The following is a 21,325-nucleotide window of genomic DNA, read 5'->3' as shown; positions in this document are numbered from 1 at the left end:
TTCACAACCTGAGAGTAAATTATATATCCAAATATGACCTGTTCTTTTAACTATTAAGTCTTTTATAATCTGTTATAGTCGATATAACTAGAGTCATAATAAATCCACTGCCCTGTTCCAATTCTTAGCCAGCCGTTCTTTTCTTCATATACTGTAACTTTTTCGCCTTTACTTGTCTTTCTAACAATAGAATAGTTTGTACCTGATCCGCTTCGAACATTTACCCCAATACCATTAATTTGAGCCGTTCCAATTACCTTTTCAACACTACCATTTTCAATTACTTGTAGCATATTTAGAATGAATGTTGCTGTTTCACCACGAGTTGTTGTTCCTTTAGGGTCGTATTGATTGTCACCCTTACCTTTTACAATACCTAGGCCATGCAGTCTTTGTACGTCTTCTTTATAAATAATTTGGTCTTTATCTGAGAATGGTAGGTTTACAACTGGTCCCCATATACCTTTATACTGTAAAGCCTTGTTTACAATAATTGCTGATTCTTCTCTTGTAATAGGTGTGTTTGGGTCAAAATAACCATCTCCTCTACCTTGAATGATACCTGCACTTGCAGTACGTTTAATACCATCTCGTAAAGTTGAATTTGCATCGTATAGGTCTTTAAATGAAGCATCTCCAGCTGGCAGGTTTAGAGATTTAGAGATTAATTGAGCAAATTCGGCCCTTGTTATCGCTCTATTGGGTGCGAAAACCCCGTTTCCTTCCCCTATCATAATACCCCTTCTATTTAACTCTCGGATAGCTTCTTCATACCAACCTCCTGTAATGTCATCTTTTGGTTGATAAAGATCATTATAATACCCCTCAACGCTATTTAGGAATACATCCCATTGCCCATTATTAATCATGTTAGCAGGGCAGATTTTACCGCTCCATTTTTGATGTTTTACAATGTTATTTAACGATACACCAGTTTCTTTCATTAAATAAGCTACAAGTTTCTTAGCGTTATCTACCGCTTTACTGTAGTTTCCGTCACTGTTAACTGCGATTTCAATTGCAATAGATTCTCTATTACCTGGACCATCACCGTCTCCTGCGTGCCATCCGTTCTCGTTTAATGGTAGGTGTTGATAAATCTCTTTATCGTCTACTGTAAAATGCCACGATGCAGTTCTGTCTGTGTTGCCTACTGCTTGGTTATATAGGTATTGGGCGTGGTTTCTAGCACCTGCTCCTACACTTGTATTATCAGTTTCATGAATTGTAATGTACTTTGGACTCATATAGTTTTGAGGACGAATATTATCGTTACCTGCTGGAACAATCCATTCAGTGAATGGAACACCATTTATTGTACTAGAGGTGCTAGGTGATATGGGAGACAGACTACGTTTTGTTCTGCTTGAATTGTTAGGAACAGTTAATGTACCTGTTTCTTCATGAATACCTTCTGAACGTTGAAGACTATCTGCTTTCTTATTGTCGACAGTACCTCCACCACGTCCGTCTACCTCTTCAAAACTAGCTTCAATACTTTTTAAAGCCTGTTCATCTGTTGGTTGAAGTTGGTCTGTGTTATCTTGCACTTGAAGGCTTGTAGATTGCTTATTGTTTACTGATTGTTGTTCCTCTGCAAACGATACCAATGGTGAAGATAATACCGTTAATCCTGCCGTGAATGCTACTACTTTTTTATTAAATTTAATATTCATTTTGAATTTGGTATATCTCACTACTTTAATAGATATACCTTCCTCCTTGTACTTCTTTTAGTCTAAATAATAGTGTGAATAATAGTTTAAATAATCATAGCCTAATCCTCAAAGATAATGGATTAATTTTCCACTTCATATGATAAACCGAAATCTTTAAGTCCTACTAGATATATCAGTATTTCAGAATTATAACACAGCACGATTGCAAAAATATAATTAAATAACATAAATAACCTTTAGTGTATAAAACGGTTCTGGTGCAAAAATCCCAAGGCTCTTACAACTAATATCTTAATCTTGAACATACTGATAGTATGACTCTAAAAAGGAGCATAATCAGTTAATCTATTTTTACACCAAAACCATGTTAGCTCCTATATAAAAAATACACCCCTTCTTTTCATTTTAATATTTTTTTACCTAGCGATTTAAGACCACGTTTAATAACATCATAGAAACTTAGAGATTGTGCCATATGACCTGGATCTACATATTCTCGTATAGCCCGAAGAACTCTCTTAGGTTCCTTAGAAGAAAAGGTGAAGATTCCATTTCTCTTGGTTTCAATAGCATAACGTGGAATCCATTTCCCCTTAAACATTACAGAAGCTATAACGTAATCTACTTCCTCCCACGGAATTTGAATAAATTTACGCGTATCACGAGAATTATAAAATTCAAACCCTTTATCACCAATCATAATTTTCCCATAGTCCGTAAGTCCCGTAAAAGCGGTAGCATCTATTACTAAATCTACCTTTGTATTAATTGATTGAACCATCATATCCACTCCATTTCATTTATCCTATTTATAATTCGTAACTTCAAACAATTAAGTCAATACAAAAAGTGGCTGAAGCGATAATCACCAGCCACTTTTTGTATACGAACTATTATCGATTCACAGGCTACTAACCTATACTTCAATCTCAACAATTCCTAAATAATAAATTTTAAGAATTGAAAACGTGAGCAACTTAAATTATAAAAGTCCGATTACGTGACCAACTACCCCAACTACGAATAATGAAAGAATAATAACAATTGGACTGACTTTTTTCTTCAACAGCCACATACAGAAGAATGTCAGAAGCAATGCAGCTAAACCAGGAATTAATTGATCTAAGTTATCTTGCAAGGTAGTTACTTTTGTAGGTGACAGTGCCATTCCTGAGTTTACTTGTTCAAAAGATTGACGAATCCCTTCACCATTTCCAGGAAGTTTGTCCCACTCAACATACGCACCTTTATCTAACTGAACTTCAGATACAACTGGCTTGAATTTAATTGATACCCACCGTTCCACCAAGGCTGCAAGTACAAACATACCAAGGATTGATGCACCTTTTGTAATATCTTGTAATAATCCACCTGAAAGATCATCAGTGATTTTAGAACCGGCTTTATAACCAAACTCTTGTGTATACCACATAAATCCCCAACGAACCAGATTCCAAGCTAAGAAGAAAAGGATTGGCCCAAGGATATTCCCCCCCATTGCTAATGATGCTCCTAAAGCACCTAACATCGGACGTAAAGTAAACCAGAATACCGGATCACCAACACCGGCCAAAGGACCCATCATCCCAACTTTAACCCCCTGAATTGCCACATCATCAACTTCTGCACCATTAGCACGTTCTTCTTCAAGTGCTAATGTAACTCCTAGAATTGGTGAAGCAATATAAGGATGTGTATTGAAGAATTCCAAGTGACGTTTTAATGCTGCTTTTCGATCTTCTTTTGATTTATATAACTTTTTAATCGCTGGAATCATCGAGAAGGCCCAACCACCATTTTGCATACGTTCATAGTTCCAAGAGCCCTGAATAAATGTAGATCGCCATGCAACGGCTAAGCGATCTCTTTTTGTTAATTGAATTTTTTCTGCCATTTGTCTTCTCCTCCTCCTGAATTAATAATCGTTTAAGATATCGTCAAGCGGGTCACCAGAGTTACCTCCACCACCATTTGAAGAACCACCCATTTTAGAAAGACTCAAATAAATAAGAGCTAAAGCCACACCCAATGCACCAAGAGCAATAAGTGTTAATTGAGAAATCGCAGCTATTACGAAACCAATAATGAAGAATGGCCATACTTCTTTTGTTGCCATCATATTAATAACTAATGCATAACCAACAGCAACAACCATTCCGCCACCAATAGCCATTCCATCAGTTAACCATGCGGGCATTGATTCCAAGAATCCTTGAACGCTTTGTGCAGGGATAAATAAAAGTGCTCCGGCAGGAATCGCAATTCGGATGCCTTGTAAACACACCGCAGCGATGTGTAACACTTCAATTTTTTTTATATTTCCTTCTTCAGCTGCCGTATCCATCATGTGTACAATAGGAACAGCAAGTGTACGAACAATCATTGTTAAGAAAAGTCCTGCTACTGCAAGTGGTACCGCTACTGCAATTGCTGATGCAACACCGCTAACACCTTGTCCGCCTAGTACTAAAATGATCGCTGATGCAACTGATGCCAATGCAGCATCTGGCGCTACGGCTGCTCCAATATTTGCCCATCCAAGTGCAATCATTTGAAGTGTACCGCCAAGAACAATACCAGCCTCCAGGTTACCTGTTACTAAACCGATTAGTGTACATGCCACTAGTGGTTGATGGAATTGAAATTCATCTAATATTCCTTCCATACCGGCTAGAAATGCAATTAGTATCACTAAAATTATTTCTATAGTAGACATTATGATCCCCCATTTCATTTAAATTTGCTATGTAACTACGATAATTCAACCTTCGCTTTTTTTAGAATATCATCCATGTTTGCACGAGAATCATTAGGTACTTTACGTACATCAAAATGAATGCCTTTTGCTTTCATTTTCTCGAAAGCCTCAACATCTTCTCTTCCCATAGAAAGAACCTTATTAACAACAACCTTTCCAGTTGAATGAGCCATAGAACCAACGTTAACTTCTTTAATATCCACACCACCCTCTATAACTCTCAGGACATCTAGTGGGTTTTCAAATAATACCAGTGCATTAGTATTACCAAAACGGGGATCTTTTTCAACTTCAATCATTTTGCTGATTGGAATAACATTGGCCTTAACCCCTGGTGGTGCCGCCTGTTCGATTAATTTTTTACGAAGATCGTCTTTAGACACTGCATCTGAAACTACGATAATACGATTTGGTTGTGTAGACTTTGTCCAGGCAGTCGCTACCTGACCATGCAATAAACGAGAATCCACACGGACTAAAACGAACTTGATTTTCCCATCACCAACTACTGTACCGGGAGCTAGTCTGCCTTTTGATTTTCCATCTTTAGCAACTGCGATATCAGTATTTTCTTTGGGTTCCAGCTCTTCAGGTTTAATTCTGACCCCTTCCTTCGCTGTTTTAATGATATGTGCTGCGATCTCTTGAGCAGACGTAATTGATAAACGGGATGCATAAGCTTCAATCACCATTGGTAAGTTCAAACCAGCAACGATTGCCCAATTGTCTTTGTGTTCTTCATACAAGCCATTAGCTTGATTGAATGGAGTACCGCCCCATAGATCGACTAAAAATAATACCTCATCTTGATTATCAAAAGATGCAACTGCTGCTTCCATTTTTGCTCTCAAATCGTCTGGCCCTTCATTTGGCATTAAGGTAACAGCTTTAACGTTCTCTTGCTCTCCAAAAATCATTGCGCCAGATTGTAAAATGCCTTCAGCAAATTGGCCATGGCTTGCTAGGATAATCCCTACCATCTCTCTACCTCCTAAATGTTTCATCCTAATTTTTTTCTGAATTGACGCAACCAACACAACTTTTCTTCTTCATTTCATCAATCTTTAACTATTAAAAACCAACTTTTTCTATCCTTGAGAAAACCACCTCCTAGGCTATTTAAATCTCACTTCTTTTATAAAATTTTGTTTACTACTAAAAATGAGTTTGTGAATCTCCAATTCATCATTTTTCAAATCATTACTTAAAACACATAATTTCTTAGGTAAAAGGTTCATAATCTTATAAAATAACCCACTATAAGAAAACGCTTTCAAAATATAGAAAGAACATACCGTTGAAAATCGTTGTTTCAAATACACTTACTCTAAACCTAACCAACTATAAATAGACTGAGTTGCGTCAAACCAAAATAGGAGTAAAACTCCACTTGCAAATTGCCTTATTGATAAGGAAAACGTTTATCTCGAAAAACATGATTATTAATGCAAACGAACATGACAGAAATCAATTTAAAGTTCTTTCGAATGATAAAAATACCATGTAAGTTTTTAATTACGTATATGTTACTCACCAAAAGTTCAATTGAATGACAGACTATACATATTTATCCTTTTCCTAACTAAAGAAAAGCACTGTTATTCGTATAATGAAATCGATTCCACTTACTAAAAACATTGCCGTTCTATCTGATAAGATGGTTTATATCGCCTGCAAACAAAATTGCAAAGAGAATGGTCTTTGCCTTCTTGAAGTTGTTAATACAAATGGAAATGCACTTCTACTCATCACCTTTCCCTTATACATTTTGGTTAAATAGCAAATAAAAAACAATAAACCTCTCTTACGAATCATACGTTTGCTAGCAGCTGCTTTCTGGAAAACATCTTATACTTGTTAATAGAAGAGCTGGCCCATCGTAAAGGAAAATTTGTCATTAGCATTTTAAATTTTGCTTAAAATGGATATTTTATCAAATTTAGAGAGAGTATGTATCTAAAAAATCACAATTATATTTATAGAATTCTGGCACATAAATATAATAATATGAAAGCAGCTCGTTTATCAGTTCTTAAAAAGTATAAACTCTATAATTCTTGAAAACAGTTATGTTTATATATATTCATTATATCTATTGTGAAAATTTTCACAATAGATATAAATTGAACATTTTATGAATAAAATTTTCAATTTTATGTAGCGTCACATCAATATCAAATTTAACTTATGTAACGTCAACTATAGTAGAGATTGTATTTTTCTAAAAATTATGGATACTTATACACATATCATGATAGTTTGTTATCCTTAGAACAAAAAAGAGACCCTTAAAGGATCTCATAATTAGCTATATTGAAACTGACACACATTTGTCTATTAGAGAGTAAGGCATAAACGCCTAGCTGGAGGGAATGTCATGTATACCAACATAAGAATTTTTCTCAATAAATTTGCCATCAGCAATGCGTAAAAGCATCATAAGAGCGAATCTAATGCCTTTTTAGCCACCACTTTTTTATTTTGGACACTATTAGTATAAGTTTCTAGCTATTTCATCTTTTACTGTGATCCCTACAGCTTCTAACTCCGCAATTTTTTCAGCAAATTGTGGCAGATATCTTTTATGTGCAATTAATAGTTCATCTAGTACACATTTTGCTGTTTTGCCGCTAGGGATTAACGGGTTTATTATAAACGCTTGTAATGCTAATCCGTAATCTCCGGTTACTGCTGCTTCTTCTACACATAGTTCCATATTTTTCATTACTTGCAGCCATCCTCTTTCAGCCGGTTGAAGCGTACCGAAAGCAATCGGTCTTGCTCCTGCAGCACCAATATATGCAGAAACTTCCACAACATCGTCCGGAGCCAAGTCTGGAACAGCACCGTTATTTTTTGTTGAAACTACAATGTGTGTATTTTTATTTGCATAGATGGAAGCAATGGTTTCACATGCTGCATCTGAATAGTGGGCGCCTCCACGTTTAGCCAACTGTTCAGGTTTATAATTTAAGTTAGGATCCTTATACAATTCAAATAGTTCTGCTTCTGTCTGTTTAACTTGTTGGGCTCTTGTTCCAACGTTTGAATCATTGTATTCTTCTAGCAAATGTTCTAACATCTCGTCATAACGGTAATAATAACGGTGATAGCCGCAAGGAATCATGTTCATCTGTTTCAATTGTTCTTTAAAAAACGGAACATCAAAAATATTTGACGGTATACCGGAATCTCCATCATACAATTTATCGATGATTTCGGAAGTTACATCATTTCCCGTCACATCTTTAACTCGATGCCAATGAAAATGATTTAAGCCAGCAAAAGTATATATTAGCTCATCCAAGTTTTTTCCTATTAATTCTGGTTCAGCAATCATGGCATTAACCGGAACATTGCACAAGCCAATAACCCTTTCCCATTTACCATAACGAATAATTGCATCCGTAACCATTCCACTTGGGTTTGTGAAGTTGATTAACCAAGCATTCGGACATAATTCTTTCATATCTTCCACAATGCTTAAAATAATAGGAATCGTTCTGAAGGCTTTGAAAATTCCACCTGCCCCGTTTGTTTCTTGACCCGCCATCCCATAAGATAAAGGAATTCTTTCATCTTTAATCCTAGCATTTAGTAAGCCAACTCTAAATTGGGTAGTAACAAAGTCAGCATCTTTCAATGCTTCACGACGATCTAAAGTTAAATGGACTTTGACATCATATGGAGAAGCGTCCCACATTCTTTGAGCCATCTTACCAACAATTTCAAGTTTTTCCTTTCCAACTTCAATATCAACAAGCCACATTTCACTAATTGGCAATTCTTCATATCTTTTAATAAACCCCTCCATTAATTCAGGAGTGTAACTGCTGCCTCCACCAATTGTTACAATTTTTATACCTTTTGTCATTTTATTTTTCCCCCTTTTTCTCTTTTCATTTTTGTTATCTTTTAATCCCTATTAAGAAAGTGAGCGTTTCTCTTTAGTGCTGTATTTACATAAAAACAAAAAATTTGTAAATTTAATTTAAGAATGGGGATAGTAATATTAAATAGATTGTTACTTCCTCCTTTCTTACCTGTAGTATAAAATAAGGAGAAATATAATCAATATAATAAAGAGGAAATCATTCTTCATTTACATTCTTATTTACAAAATCAAATCAATTTTGTAAATGTAATTTACAAACGGAAATATTAATAGAGGTGATTAGATATGTTACTGATAGAGAAAATGAAAGAAGATATTTTTTCTTCATCTGAAAGTGAAATAATTGTATATTTGTTTAAACAGAGAGAGAATATTAAAGACAAAACAACTAAACAAATTTCTAAAGAAACTTATACTCACCCATCCACCTTAATTAGAATTGCCAAAAAACTAGGATATAGTGGATGGGTGGAATTAAAAAATAGTTTTCTTGGCGAAATTGAATATCTAAATAGTCATTTTTCTTCTATTGATGCTAATTATCCTTTTGACGATCGGGATAGTATCATGACCGTTGCAAATAAGATGGCTTTATTGAATCAGACAACTATTAGCGATACTTTGTCTCTCTTAAATCATAATGATTTGCAAAGGGCAACTAATATGTTGGATGAAGCAACTCATATTAAAGTATTTTCTATGTATCATAATTTATTGATTTGTCATGATTTTAAATCGAAGATGAACCGCATTGGAAAACATGTCAGTCTATGCACAGTTGATCCTCATTTCGAAGCAGTAAATTCTAATACTGAAACTTGTGCAATTGTTATATCTTATAGTGGGGAAAGTGAGGATATTGTCAGTCTGTTGCCATTTCTCAAGAGAAAGAAAGTACCTGTCATTGCTTTAACAAGTATTGGAGAAAATACCCTAACAAAATACGCTGATTGTATTTTGCGAATTACCACTAGGGAGAAATTGTATTCAAAAATAGGCAGTTTTAGTTCGAATGAATCCATCTGTTTTCTTTTAGATCTTCTCTATGCTTGTGTTTTTTCCGAAGACTATAAAAATAACCTCGAATATAAAATTCGTATTTCTAAATATTTCGATCACAGAAAAAGTTCCAATAAAGTTATGCAAGAGGTTAAACACGATAATGTTTAAATAAAGTTGTAACAATTCGTATTATTAATCAGTTAACAATGACACCTCAAAAGGCTTATTTTTTATATTGTAAAGCATTCCACTTAAACTATCGGGTGCTTTAATTTCATTTTCCTTTCCATAATAACAGCTAAAATAATTAGTGGTTTATTTAATTAAAGGGTGCGATTGTGGAGCAACATAGATAGGAAATGATCAAACTTGTTTATAAAAGAATGATCCAACTGAAAATATTAAGAGCGTGTTTTGATCAAACTTTTTTTCAAAACACGCTCTTTTCTATGATCGTTTATCAAGGTTATTAGTATCAATTTGATTAAACTTTATTTTAAAGCAACACCCCCACCATCCGCTTTATCACTTACTTTTATTTCTCCCCCTATATTATAACCAATAGAGGAAGTTATAGTTTTTGTGTCTATCGTATTTATTGGCGAAACTTTATAAAATTGAAAGTTTTCATTTGTTAACTCCATTCCAATGTTATAAGATGAAGCCCATTTTAAAACAGCTGACATATATCCAGCCTCATGTCCATATTCATCTGTTAATCCTTCTACCGATTTATTTGCACTAATATCATTTCCATCGGTTTTAATGACAGCGATTTGTTTATTACTGTATGGATTATCAATTATTGAAACTAAAAGAGAAGTTTTTATTTTTGTTGGTCCATCGAATAGAGTAGAAAAATTATTATATACCTTTGCATTTTGTCCATTTTCTCCAATATCTACAATACTTTCTATTTTTGTATCAGCGTGTGCTGCCGGTAAATTTAAGGTAAAACAATTCCACATTATAATCAAAGTTATAGTAATTTTTTAGCATACATTTTTTATTGTTAATTTAAATACCCCTTTGCATTATATGATCGATAGTAAACGTGGTTAACTAATTACTTTCTAATTGAAGTTTAATATATTAATTGCTTAATAAATCAATTGAAAACATATAGCTCCTATGATTCCTCCTATGGTACTACCAATTATAGGAATCCATGCATATCCCCAATCCGAAGAGCCTTTATTACATATTGGTAAGATTTGATGTGCTAGTCTTGGCCCAAAATCTCGAGCTGGATTTAAAGCAAATCCAGTTGTTCCACCAAGAGAAAAACCTATAGATACTATTAACCCTCCTATTATTATTGGAAGTAGTCCATCTGTAATTTTATTATGACTCATAGCTAAAATTGAAAATACAAATACCGCAGTGCCAATAATTTCACTTAACAAATTGGACGGCCAACTTTTTATTGCAGGGCTTGTAGAAAATACCGACAATATAATTTCTTGATTTTTAGTTTCTTTCCAATGCGGAAAATACTGGAGCCAGACAAATATTGAACCTAAAAAAGCCCCTATCAACTGTGCACCAATATAGGAAGGAACTTCACTCCAAGGAAATAACCCTATACAAGCAAAAGCAATTGTAACTGCAGGATTCAAATGCGCACCACTTATGTTATCTACTATATATATAGCGAATGTAACTGCTAATCCCCAGCCAAGGGTAATTGCAACCCATCCGGAATTTTGTGCTTTGGACTTTTTCAGCAAAGTACCTGCTACAACGCCGTTCCCTAATAAAATAAGAACCAAGGTTCCAATTAATTCCCCCATAAATGGAGACATATTTATGACCCCCTTTGTTATTTCAAAAACCATTGTATAAACACAAGGGCATCATCAGCATCTTCCCCATCAAGAATTACATGTATTTCTGCTCCTCTTTTTACTGCTAAATCGATTAGTTGAAGAGTACTTTTTGCATTAACTTTTTTATCTTTAAATATAAACTGAACTGAACAATCATAATCCCTTAAGCCATCTACAATTTCACTTGCTGATTTTGCATGAATTCCATCCTTACGAGTTACAATTAATTTTCTTTCGATTCTCATAAGATTAGCTCCTTTTATATTTTTATAATGGTTTTCGCTTCAAGTACAGCCTTAAATCTTATATATTTCTTCTAATGTTTTGCCAAACCCTAATTCAACAACTGCTACGTAGGACCCTCTATTGATGGTGAATCTGCTATTTTGATTTAATCACTCTTAATTAGAGCACCTTCCAAATTTATGAATAGCCTCTTGAATTTATCTAATGCTTCAACCTACTTCATCGTTATCTACTTCTCCTGCAGAAACTATTAAAACACTGGAACTTAATTGGACGAGTAAAGCTTTTAAATCTCTTAACTAGTAGATAACCATTAGAAACTAAAGCTATTCCTGCATTACTCATCACAATTGCTCCCTAAGTTCATTAACAATTTCTTTTTCACTTATAAGAGATAAACATAGAGTTTCAAAGATAATAAAAGATGAGACTGCTCCTGGATCTAAATGACCAATAGACCTTTCTCCTAGAAAAGAAGCACGTCCTTTTTTAGCTAATAATGGCTTAGTTTTTTCCATTTGTTCTCTTGCAAAAATGATAAGACCAATAGGTTTTATTTTTTCTCCATTTCTTTGGATATACTTCAAAACAGGATCCCAAACATCAAGCATTGTTTTATCTCCTATCTGAGTTTTTCCCCTTAGACAGATGCCATCTACAGATTCTTGAAAAGCAATCCCCAATTCATTGATTGTAATTTTATTTTTCCCTTTCAAAACACTGCCAGCCCTCAAAAAGGCTGTTCCATATAAAGGCCCTGATGCACCTCCAACCTTTGAAATAAGTATCATTCCAATATCATGAAATACATTTCCAATATCATCATAAGCTGTATATGATATCTTTTTTTCAACCTCTTTAAACCCTCTATTCATATTAATACCATGATCTCCATCACCTATGAATTGATCAAGTTGCGTTAGATTTTTTTTTTGATACTCAAGTTGTTTTGCAGTGAGTTGCATCCAATTGATGATATGTCTTGGTGTAATATACATGTTGCCCCCCTATTGTACTCGCCAGTTAGTCGTATTTGCTGGATCATTAAGCAAAGCAGTTAATTGTTCATCTAATTTTAATAAAGTAATAGAAAAACCGGCCATATCAATCGCTGTCATGTATTCCCCAACATATGTTTTACAGATATCGATACCAATTTTGTTTAATATTGTGTTAATCATTTTATTTAAAATATATAATTCCATTAACGGCGTTCCACCTAAGCCGTTTACCATTACTGCAACTTTGTCACCAATTTTCAATTGCATATCACTTAAAATATGCTCTAAAAGGAGTTCAGCCATTTCATTAGCTGCTATCATACTAATACGATGAGTTCCAGGTTCACCGTGAATGCCTATACCAACCTCTACTTCATTTTCACCAATTTTATAACCGACTGTACCAGATCCAGGTATAGTACACGTTGTTAATGCCATTCCCATACTACGCATATTAGCAATCACTTTATTTGCAACATCTTCAACTTCTTTAAGCGATACACCTTTCTCAGCCATTGCTCTAGCTATTTTATGTACAAATATTGTTCCAGAAATTCCTCTTCTTCTTATGGTGTGTGAACCATTATCAATAGCAATATCATCATTAACAATGACTGTAGCAATTGGGATTCCCTGTGCTTCAGCCATTTCAGCAGCCATTTCAAAATTCATTATGTCTCCTGAGTAGTTTTTTACAATTAATAAAACCCCACTTCCAGCATCCACCTTTTGAATCGCTTTCAAAATCTGGTCTGGTGTAGGAGAAGTAAAAATTTCGCCCATTACAGCAGCATCAAGCATTCCTTTACCAACAAATCCTATATGCGCTGGTTCATGACCACTCCCACCTCCGCTGACAATTGCCACTTTTCCTTGAAATGGACTATTAGCTCGAATAATTATATTTGTTTCAGCCATATTTTGTAGTTTATCAGAATGTGCAAACAACATTCCGTCAATCATATCCCTAACTACTTTTTCTGGATTATTAATAAATTTTTTCATGGCATCTATTCCTTTCCATTAGTCGCCGCTAGTACCCTAACATTTAATTTTATAATTTTATCCCCTCCTACAATTCCCTTTTATTATAAAAACCTATAATGATTTCACTTGGACATTTAGCTTTAAGCCTCCAATTTTATCTAAAAAGATTGTTCCAATGTTTGCTTGCTCAAATTTCCCTTTCCTCATGTGAAGTGCTCCAGTGAATACTCCTTTTTCATGCTCAAATAGCTCACTTTCAATTAAATTAGGGGGGATAGCCGCACAATTTACTAGAATAAACGACTTATCCTTTCTGAAAACAGCTTTATGGATACCTTCGCCTATAAGTTCTTTTCCTGTTTCACTCTCTCCAGTAATAAGAATCGTAGAATCTAATTCTGCCACTTTATTCGCAACAAAGAGCGTCTTCATTAAAGTGTCACTATAAATAATAATGTCTGGAAAAGAGTTGTTTAGTTTTTTATATTTCGACAATTCAAATTCTAAATACTTTATTCTTTTCTTTTCAAGAGTCAATTGGTCTAATAATGATTATGTTTCATGAATAGATTCATCGTTAAAAGTATTCCGCTCAATTTTGCTATAAGTGTAGCTACAGCTCGAGCATGTGGACCATTTGTAATATGAATATTAATTTCAATCTTTTGTATCACAAGAACCTATTTCATAATAATACATGCATAAAAATACATAAAATTCAAACAGTGAATTTTATGTATTTTTATTTTCATTATTAAAACTCTAACTATTATATAATAAGATTATTTATACAAAACCTGATAATATAGGTTTTTAATACTATTTTTCCCATTTCATCTTTCTTTAAAAATAGTATTTGATTTTTGATAATCATAACACTACTTTTTAATCCGTCATATAACAGACGAAAAATATACATAGAATATTCATAATTCTGTACTCAGAATTTTGATAACATTAGATTCAAGGCTAGATTTTCAGCTTACTTACAAAAAAATCAAGGAGTGATTATCATGGAACGTATCCTAATTAGCCCGCAAAAATATATTCAGGGAAGAAATGTAATTAAAAAAATTGGAGAGTATGTAAAACCTCTGGGAACCAATTTATTAGTTATTGTAGATGAATGTGTTTGGCATCTTGTTGGTGAAAAAGTTATGGAAAGCTTTCATAAACAAAATCTAAGCTTTGAAAAAGTCGGTTTTAATGGTGAAAGTTCTGAAAGTGAAATTGCAAGAATTGAGAAAATAGGAAAAGAATTTGGTGCTGATGTAATCATTGGTATTGGTGGTGGTAAATCAGTAGACACAGCAAAAGCGGTAGGAGAAATTCTTTCGGCCAAAGTTGTAAGCGTTCCCACTATTGCCTCAACAGATGCTCCAACCAGTTCTCTTTCTGTTATTTACTCTGATGATGGAGTATTTGAGAAATACAAATTCTATTTAAAAAATCCGGATATTATTTTAGTAGATTCCCAAGTCATTGCACAAGCTCCATCCAGATTTTTAGCTGCTGGGATTGGAGACGGAATGGCTACATGGATTGAAGCTAGAGCAAATTTAGAATCACGAAAACCCGCTATGGCTGGAGGACTCTCTACCCTAGCAGCTGCTAAGATTGCAGAACTCTGCTGGGATACCTTATTTCAATATGGAGAAGCTGCTCTTTTAGCAGTTAAACAAAAAACTGTTACTCCAGCAGTTGAAGCCGTAATAGAGGCAAACACCTTGCTTAGTGGCCTTGGATTTGAAAGTGTGGGGTTAGCTGCAGCTCATGCCATCCATAATGGTTTTACTGTTTTACATGATAAGACTCATGATTTGATGCATGGAGAAAAGGTTGCATTTGGCACATTAGTACAAATGGCATTGGAATCTTGGACAACTGAAGAACTATATAACTACATTGATTTCTGTATCAAGCTTGGCTTACCTACTACACTTGAAGATCTGAACCTAGGTGATGCAAGTAAAGAAGAATTGATGAAAGTGGCTGAAGCTGCCTGTCAAGATGGTGAAACTATACATAATATGCCATTTGAAATTTCACCAGAAATGGTTTTTGATGCAATTATTGCTGCTGATGCTTATGCTACTGAGTATAAATTAAAAAAATTAGTTCAAAATTACAATCCCAAAAATTAATTAAGTGTATATTACACATTATTTAATTTTGTATGTGTCCTTTTAAGAATTTAGCAAAATTACAATACTATATATTAAAAACTAAATAAGCATTAAAATTGTATATATCATGAAATAATCTGAAGACTTCATCCAACATATAAGAGCACGAAATATTTAAATGAATCATAGCATTATGTCAAAATTAATTTTGTAACTGAATTTTCACACCAAAGATAAATATAGAAATTAAAAAAACCTCTTTATGAGGTTTTTTCTAATCCTATACTTTTGATATTGAACTACCCCCACTTTCACTTCGTTTAGAAGTGAGGGATTCCTAAGTAAAGAGTTCTATCGAACTCTAATTGATTAGGCTAACCCCGCAGTCCTTGCGGTTAGAAGCCTTATCGCTTCATTCTTTAGATTGATACTTGCGTTAATATCCCTATCATGGTGTGTACGACAAGAAGGACAGTCCCATTCACGTAGGTTTAGATTTTTAACGTCTTTATTTTGATATCCACAACAAGAACATAATTGGCTGGAAGCAAATGTTTTCGATACGACAATGACTTGTTTGCCATACCATTTTGCTTTATATTCCAACATGGTTCGAAACTGTGACCAAGATACTTCACTAATTGCTTTTGCTAACTTATGATTCTTTAACATATTCGATACTTGCAAATCCTCTATACCGATAACATCGTGGCTTTTGATGATTTCAGTTGAGATTTTGTCTAAGTAATCTTTTCTAGCATTTGATATGTATTCATGAATTCTAGCTACTTTTACTCGTTGTTTATTCTAGCGAGAAGATCCTTTCATTCTTCTAGAAAGAACACGCTGTGCTTTCGCCAACTTATCTTCTAATGATCGGAAAAACTTCGGATTTTCATAGGGTGTTCCATCTGACAAAATGGCGAAATCTTTTAGTCCTACATCTATCCCAATGTAAGAATGTGTTTTCGGAAGTTCTTGTACTTCTGTTTCAACTAATAGTGACACAAAATATCTACCAGAAGGGTTTCGTCTAACAGTCGCATTTACAATACGTCCCTCTACTTCACGACTTTTGGCAAATCGAACAAGGCCTAGTTTGGGCAACTTTATTTTGTTCCCTACAACGGCAATATTTTCATTTGTTTGTTTTGTGGTATAAGATTGTACGTTATTCTTCTTGGACTTGAAACGCGGGGCACTATTTTGTTTTTTGAAAAAGCGCGTATATGCATCCGCAAGGTTGCGAACAGACGACTGAATCGCAATACTATCCACTTCTTTGAGCCAAACGAACTCTTTCTTCATGGCAGGAAGTTTGGCAGAGCATGTACCATATGTTAAACCTTTTCCAGTCTCCTTGTATGCGTGATCCCATAGGGATAGGAAATGATTGAATACAAAGCGAGAACAACCTATCGTTTTGTTAATTAGAATTGCTTGTGCTTGATTTGGATAGATACGAAACTTATAAGCTTTATTAATTATCATTTGATTCACCTCCATTTCGGTATATGACTATTATATACCGAACGTACATTCGATAGGTAGTGGAGTAAAACTTTCTGTAAGTTGAACAATTAAGATGGCTTCCTGCCATCCCTTGTTCGAAGCCAGTTCATCTCCCATCTACTCACTGGACTGTGACCCTTCACGCTCCTTGAGGAAGGAGTCTTCTTGGCTAAAATGATAAAAAATGCAGGAGAAGTAAAGGACTTAATTTATGGTGTTTCCAGTTTACCTACTCAACTAAAGTAAGACAATTTTAGAAAATCTAAAAAGAATAATCTCATTTTATTACTAAAAAATACAACAAATTGTTTAGATTTAGTAATAGAAGTAGTTAGTCTTGTACTCAAGATAAAAATTTTTTAGCCAAACTAGATTATTAGAATCGACACTTTTGTGTACATTTATATTACTTCTAGCTCACTATTCATCCCCACCTTACAAAAATGGTATATATATGTACATTTTAATTCGATTTTCTGTAGTTTATGAGAAGAAATATATTGTTTTTGAATGAATATTATTATATTTCCCTCTAATTTGTTTCATTTTATGTAAGTTGTTATCCTACTAAATGAGGGTAATCATCACGTATAAAAGTATCAGTATTGGGAGTTACGGCAATAATTCTTCAAAATATATATTAAAAGAATTTTAATAATGCCAAATATAATTTCTTTTTTTAATTATAAATTAGAAGTGAGGAGATATTATTATGATTAGAAAGAAACATCCATTTTGTACTCTAGCAAAAACAGCTATTGCATTAACTATGATCATTCCTACATCCCAAGGCATTAGCCATACGTTTGCCTACGCTCAAGAAAATATAGCGAATTCTCAACAACAAGTAGCGCCATTTTGGAATAAAAATAAAGATTATCCAGGTGAATCTTACGTTACATATGAAGGTAAGATTTATCATTCTGTATATTGGGTAAATGCAGGTACACTACCTACCCAACAATTTAGCGGTTGGGAATTATATACTGGTTCAGAATATATACCTGACAATAGCGATCCTAATGATTTATTTGGTGAAGGAATCACTTGGCCAACTCATGTTTTTGCACCATATGTAGATAACGGCATGAATCCTCAAAATCTATTAAAATATGCTCAAGAAACAAATACTAGTTTCTTCACGCTTTCCTTTATAGTGGCTGATAAAGATGGAAATCCAGTATGGGGAGGAAGTCATACCCCTATTGGAGATGGTAACTTAGATGATCAAATTAAACAAATTAGAAAAATAGGTGGAGATGTTAAAGTATCTTTTGGTGGAGCAAATGCTGGTAATATCCCTGGATTAGGTGCAGATCTTGCCGCAGCTATTACAGATGTGAATAAATTAAAAGATGCTTATAAAAGTGTAATTAACACATTACATTTAACACACATGGATTTTGATATTGAAGGCGCCTTAGTTGCTCACCCAGAATCTATCGAAAGAAGATCAAAAGCAATTGCGTTATTACAAAAGGAATTAAAAGCTGAAGGTAAAGATGTAAAAATTGGTTATACCTTACCAGTAATGCCATATGGCCTAACTAATGATGGACTAAATGTGATTCAAAGCGCTATAAAACATGATGTAGATTTAAATTCAGTTAATATTATGACTATGGATTACGGGCAACAAAACCAGCAAATGGGACAAGCTGCGATAGATGCTATTAATAGCTTGCATGGACAATTAACTAATTTATATAAAGGTACTATTAAAGATTCTGACATTTGGAAAATGATTGCTGTTACACCTATGATAGGAAAAAACGATACTCAAAATGAAACTTTCACATTAAATAATGCAAAAGAATTGTTCCAATTTGCCAAAGAAAAAGGTATTGGGGAAATTAGTATGTGGTCAGTGTATCGTGATAAAAAAGCTACTGAAAGTTGGCAAATCGGTCAGGCAACTGGAGATGCTTCTGGATTACCCGATGTAGACGACGGTGCCTTTTCTAAACTATTTTCTGCTTTTAATAGTAGTACTGAAATTGACGTAATCGCTCCAACTGCTCCTTCTAACCTACGTTCTGTTAGTAAAACAACAACAACTGTTGAGCTACAGTGGGAGGCTTCCACAGATAATATTGGTGTGAAAGAATATGAAGTTTATCGTGATGGAAAAAAAGTAGGAACAACAAAAACAACACGTTATGAAGATGCTGGATTACAAGCCAAAACAAAATATAATTATACAATTAAAGCTACAGATGCAGCAGGAAATAAGTCAAAAAGTAGCAATGAAGTTTCAGTTACAACAAAGGAAGAGAATCCAGAACAAATAGCTCCAACAGCTCCAACAGGATTACAAGCATCAGAAACTACTACAAACAGTGTTCATTTAATATGGGAAGAATCCATAAGTAATGTTGGTATAAAAGAATATGAGATTTATCGTAACGGTACGAAAATAGCTACAAGTCCTTCAACTTACTATACAGATGAAAATTTACTTTCTAGTACAGAATATAGATATATGGTAAAAGCTATAGATACTCAAGGAAAAGTTTCAGTTGCGAGTAATGAAATCAAAATCACAACAAAAGATACCCCCTCTTCAGAGTATAAAGCATGGGATTCGTATGCTGCATATAAAAAAGGAGATAGAGTAGAACATCAAGGTAAAATTTATGAAGCAGTTCAAAGTTATCAAGGATACGGTGATCCAAATTGGATTTTCTCATTAGCTTTATGGAAAGTAATTAAATAAACCGTAATACTATTAAATAAAAGACATCTTTCTTTTCAGATTGATGTCTTTTATGAATTAAAAATTATATTTTACAAATCTATTCTTTCATTTGCCCTAGACTGTATATTTTCTATAGGTAATTCTTATTTTAAATTACTATGATTTGATTAAGCATCATATTTTCTAAGTTAAGACAGAGTTTACATTTTTAATAGTTCGGACGAAAGTCCTAACATCAAAATCTATTTAACTATATATACAATTAAAAGAAGGTCCTAAGATGCAGACGAACACTAATACTATAGAGGACATCTATCAGGAGATATTAGATGGAAAAAGAAATAGATTCCCACCAAACACTTGGAAATTAGATAGAAATAATCAATTGGCCAGAAGAGTAACAAAGTATTTAGTAACAAAAATTTTGAATTGGAATGAAGAAGAGATAAAACAGAATTGGAATAACAAATTGATTGCAAAGTATCGATTACGTGGTGTATTGAAGCACAAATATAATAATAGTCCATATGCGATGATTAATGATTTATATCCGAATCAATTTAAAGAATGGGAATTTAGAATGACACCATTAAATTTTTGGACGAAAGAAAAGGCTCTACAATTATTAAAATGGTTAATTGAAGAAGAGGAGAAATTACCACCACAAAAACTCTTACAAATTTATGGGCAAAAATGGTTAATTGAACATCGACTAAGTGCACCTCTAAGGGTGATTTGGAATGGAAGCCCGTATGCGATGATTAATGATTTATATCCAAATCGATTTAAAGAATGGGAATTTAATAAGGCTCCTAATAAGTTTTGGACGAAAGAAAAAACATTACAAGCACTAAAATGGACAATTGAAGAAAAAGAAAAATTAAATCTGGATCAATTGAAGAATATATACGACAATAAATGGTTAGCCCAATCAGGATTGCGTGGAGCCTGTCAATTATATTGGAATGATAGTCCATATGCAATGATTAATGATTTATATCCAAATCAATTTAAAGAATGGGAATTTAAGATGACACCTAGTGGTTTTTGGACGAGAGAAAAAGCGCTAGATGCATTACGGTGGACAATTGAAGAAAAAGAAAAGCTGACAGATAATCAATTATTACAGCAATACACAATGCAGTGGCTTAAAAGCCATAGACTATGGACACCTGTAGTAAGATACTGGAATGGAAGCCCATACGCAATGATTAATGAGATATATCCAAATAAATATATAAAAAGTTCATTCAGAGGATATATAAATAAAGCTTAATATTATTAGACATAACTTAATTAAAATGAAAGCTTAACTTGATAAACAGCAAACTATACTTTCTTGATGGGAGAAATATCTAATAACTAATTGGCACGATTAATAACAATAGAAAAACAGTAAAAAAATGCTACTAGTTTAAAAATGAATTTAAGGTTTTAGAGGAGGATATTTATGCAAGCAAAAAAAATTCTATTTATTTTTAAAGTGATTAGGCTATTAGCAATAGTTATCTTATTTCTTCTCTTTTATTTTACACATCAATTTTCTTATCTCTATTTCTCAATTCCTTTCATTCTTGGAATATTCACTAGTA

The 21,325-nt window shown here is 33.7% G+C and carries 16 protein-coding genes and 1 pseudogene; 4 read left to right on the top strand and 13 right to left on the bottom strand.

Annotation, left to right across the window (positions count from 1 at the left end):
* Window positions 1-62: 62 nt before the first annotated feature.
* The 6 genes from DN401_RS04400 to DN401_RS04375 all read right to left on the bottom strand — a co-directional run bounded on the left by DN401_RS04400 (window position 63) and on the right by DN401_RS04375 (window position 8,311).
* The gene (locus tag DN401_RS04400) at window positions 63-1,676 is read right to left on the bottom strand and encodes an S-layer homology domain-containing protein (RefSeq protein ID WP_149287574.1); all 1,614 of its coding nucleotides are present in this window, start codon (window positions 1,674-1,676) and stop codon (window positions 63-65) included.
* Window positions 1,677-2,079: 403 nt separating this feature from the next.
* Window positions 2,080-2,463 (bottom strand): DUF956 family protein, encoded by a 384-nt coding sequence (locus DN401_RS04395; protein WP_255481227.1) that lies wholly within the window; start codon window positions 2,461-2,463, stop codon window positions 2,080-2,082.
* Window positions 2,464-2,661: 198 nt separating this feature from the next.
* Window positions 2,662-3,573, bottom strand: coding sequence for a PTS system mannose/fructose/sorbose family transporter subunit IID (locus tag DN401_RS04390; RefSeq protein ID WP_000818327.1), 912 nt, complete (start codon window positions 3,571-3,573; stop codon window positions 2,662-2,664).
* 21 nt (window positions 3,574-3,594) lie between these two features.
* Window positions 3,595-4,395, bottom strand: coding sequence for a PTS mannose/fructose/sorbose transporter subunit IIC (locus DN401_RS04385; protein ID WP_000103758.1), 801 nt, complete (start codon window positions 4,393-4,395; stop codon window positions 3,595-3,597).
* A gap of 35 nt (window positions 4,396-4,430) precedes the next feature.
* Window positions 4,431-5,417 carry a mannose/fructose/sorbose PTS transporter subunit IIA gene (locus DN401_RS04380; protein WP_149287572.1) on the bottom strand — a complete coding sequence of 329 codons (987 nt, stop codon included), beginning with the start codon at window positions 5,415-5,417 and terminating at the stop codon, window positions 4,431-4,433.
* Window positions 5,418-6,928: 1,511 nt separating this feature from the next.
* On the bottom strand, window positions 6,929-8,311 hold the full coding sequence (locus DN401_RS04375; protein WP_149287571.1) for a 6-phospho-beta-glucosidase: 1,383 nt from the start codon (window positions 8,309-8,311) through the stop codon (window positions 6,929-6,931).
* A gap of 306 nt (window positions 8,312-8,617) precedes the next feature.
* Here DN401_RS04375 and DN401_RS04370 point away from each other — a divergent pair, with 306 nt between their 5' ends.
* On the top strand, window positions 8,618-9,502 hold the full coding sequence (locus DN401_RS04370) for a MurR/RpiR family transcriptional regulator (RefSeq protein WP_149287570.1): 885 nt from the start codon (window positions 8,618-8,620) through the stop codon (window positions 9,500-9,502).
* Window positions 9,503-9,825: 323 nt separating this feature from the next.
* Here DN401_RS04370 and DN401_RS29700 read toward each other — a convergent pair whose 3' ends face one another.
* From DN401_RS29700 to DN401_RS04340, 6 genes are all read right to left on the bottom strand, one after another.
* Entirely contained in the window at window positions 9,826-10,302 is a 477-nt protein-coding gene (locus DN401_RS29700) for a leukocidin family pore-forming toxin (RefSeq protein ID WP_255481228.1), read from the bottom strand.
* Between the two features lie 132 nt (window positions 10,303-10,434).
* Window positions 10,435-11,139, bottom strand: coding sequence for an MIP/aquaporin family protein (locus DN401_RS04360; RefSeq protein ID WP_149287569.1), 705 nt, complete (start codon window positions 11,137-11,139; stop codon window positions 10,435-10,437).
* A gap of 17 nt (window positions 11,140-11,156) precedes the next feature.
* On the bottom strand, window positions 11,157-11,408 hold the full coding sequence (locus DN401_RS04355; protein WP_065705945.1) for an HPr family phosphocarrier protein: 252 nt from the start codon (window positions 11,406-11,408) through the stop codon (window positions 11,157-11,159).
* A gap of 345 nt (window positions 11,409-11,753) precedes the next feature.
* The gene (gene dhaL / locus DN401_RS04350; protein ID WP_149287568.1) at window positions 11,754-12,407 is read right to left on the bottom strand and encodes a dihydroxyacetone kinase subunit DhaL; all 654 of its coding nucleotides are present in this window, start codon (window positions 12,405-12,407) and stop codon (window positions 11,754-11,756) included.
* 9 nt (window positions 12,408-12,416) lie between these two features.
* On the bottom strand, window positions 12,417-13,415 hold the full coding sequence (gene dhaK, locus DN401_RS04345; RefSeq protein WP_149287567.1) for a dihydroxyacetone kinase subunit DhaK: 999 nt from the start codon (window positions 13,413-13,415) through the stop codon (window positions 12,417-12,419).
* 93 nt (window positions 13,416-13,508) lie between these two features.
* Window positions 13,509-13,829, bottom strand: coding sequence for a sigma 54-interacting transcriptional regulator (locus DN401_RS04340; protein ID WP_255481226.1), 321 nt, complete (start codon window positions 13,827-13,829; stop codon window positions 13,509-13,511).
* Window positions 13,830-14,410: 581 nt separating this feature from the next.
* On the opposite strand from DN401_RS04340, the gene DN401_RS04335 reads away from it, so the two are divergent.
* Window positions 14,411-15,541 carry a glycerol dehydrogenase gene (locus DN401_RS04335; protein WP_149287565.1) on the top strand — a complete coding sequence of 377 codons (1,131 nt, stop codon included), beginning with the start codon at window positions 14,411-14,413 and terminating at the stop codon, window positions 15,539-15,541.
* A gap of 351 nt (window positions 15,542-15,892) precedes the next feature.
* On the opposite strand, the pseudogene tnpB reads toward DN401_RS04335, so the two are convergent.
* A pseudogene (gene tnpB / locus DN401_RS04330) lies at window positions 15,893-17,014 on the bottom strand (IS200/IS605 family element RNA-guided endonuclease TnpB).
* A 733-nt stretch (window positions 17,015-17,747) separates the two neighbouring features.
* Between tnpB and DN401_RS04320 the strand changes: the two are divergent.
* Together DN401_RS04320 and DN401_RS04315 are read left to right on the top strand one after the other, a co-directional pair.
* Entirely contained in the window at window positions 17,748-19,751 is a 2,004-nt protein-coding gene (locus tag DN401_RS04320; RefSeq protein ID WP_149287564.1) for a fibronectin type III domain-containing protein, read from the top strand.
* Between the two features lie 262 nt (window positions 19,752-20,013).
* Window positions 20,014-21,009, top strand: coding sequence for a DUF4046 domain-containing protein (locus DN401_RS04315; RefSeq protein ID WP_149287563.1), 996 nt, complete (start codon window positions 20,014-20,016; stop codon window positions 21,007-21,009).
* The last annotated feature ends 316 nt before the right edge of the window (window positions 21,010-21,325 follow it).

Origin of the sequence: Bacillus sp. BF2-3 (assembly GCF_008368795.1) — a bacterium.
Taxonomy (GTDB): domain Bacteria; phylum Bacillota; class Bacilli; order Bacillales; family Bacillaceae_G; genus Bacillus_A; species Bacillus_A cereus.
The sequence above is the reverse complement of the archived record's forward strand: the minus strand, read 5'-3'. Positions and strand labels throughout refer to the sequence as shown.

What these genes read in the sequence shown, in the direction of transcription:
- dhaK (WP_149287567.1), bottom strand. Translation starts at nt 13,415, where the DNA reads ATGAAAAAATTTATTAATAATCCAGAAAAAGTAGTTAGGGATATGATT.
- DN401_RS04375 (WP_149287571.1), bottom strand. Translation starts at nt 8,311, where the DNA reads ATGACAAAAGGTATAAAAATTGTAACAATTGGTGGAGGCAGCAGTTAC.
- DN401_RS04385 (WP_000103758.1), bottom strand. Translation starts at nt 4,395, where the DNA reads ATGTCTACTATAGAAATAATTTTAGTGATACTAATTGCATTTCTAGCC.
- DN401_RS04340 (WP_255481226.1), bottom strand. Translation starts at nt 13,829, where the DNA reads ATGAAGACGCTCTTTGTTGCGAATAAAGTGGCAGAATTAGATTCTACG.
- DN401_RS04320 (WP_149287564.1), top strand. Translation starts at nt 17,748, where the DNA reads ATGATTAGAAAGAAACATCCATTTTGTACTCTAGCAAAAACAGCTATT.
- DN401_RS04395 (WP_255481227.1), bottom strand. Translation starts at nt 2,463, where the DNA reads ATGATGGTTCAATCAATTAATACAAAGGTAGATTTAGTAATAGATGCT.
- DN401_RS04370 (WP_149287570.1), top strand. Translation starts at nt 8,618, where the DNA reads ATGTTACTGATAGAGAAAATGAAAGAAGATATTTTTTCTTCATCTGAA.
- DN401_RS04400 (WP_149287574.1), bottom strand. Translation starts at nt 1,676, where the DNA reads ATGAATATTAAATTTAATAAAAAAGTAGTAGCATTCACGGCAGGATTA.
- DN401_RS04360 (WP_149287569.1), bottom strand. Translation starts at nt 11,139, where the DNA reads ATGTCTCCATTTATGGGGGAATTAATTGGAACCTTGGTTCTTATTTTA.
- DN401_RS04380 (WP_149287572.1), bottom strand. Translation starts at nt 5,417, where the DNA reads ATGGTAGGGATTATCCTAGCAAGCCATGGCCAATTTGCTGAAGGCATT.
- DN401_RS04355 (WP_065705945.1), bottom strand. Translation starts at nt 11,408, where the DNA reads ATGAGAATCGAAAGAAAATTAATTGTAACTCGTAAGGATGGAATTCAT.
- dhaL (WP_149287568.1), bottom strand. Translation starts at nt 12,407, where the DNA reads ATGTATATTACACCAAGACATATCATCAATTGGATGCAACTCACTGCA.
- DN401_RS04315 (WP_149287563.1), top strand. Translation starts at nt 20,014, where the DNA reads ATGCAGACGAACACTAATACTATAGAGGACATCTATCAGGAGATATTA.
- DN401_RS29700 (WP_255481228.1), bottom strand. Translation starts at nt 10,302, where the DNA reads ATGTGGAATTGTTTTACCTTAAATTTACCGGCAGCACACGCTGATACA.
- DN401_RS04390 (WP_000818327.1), bottom strand. Translation starts at nt 3,573, where the DNA reads ATGGCAGAAAAAATTCAATTAACAAAAAGAGATCGCTTAGCCGTTGCA.
- DN401_RS04335 (WP_149287565.1), top strand. Translation starts at nt 14,411, where the DNA reads ATGGAACGTATCCTAATTAGCCCGCAAAAATATATTCAGGGAAGAAAT.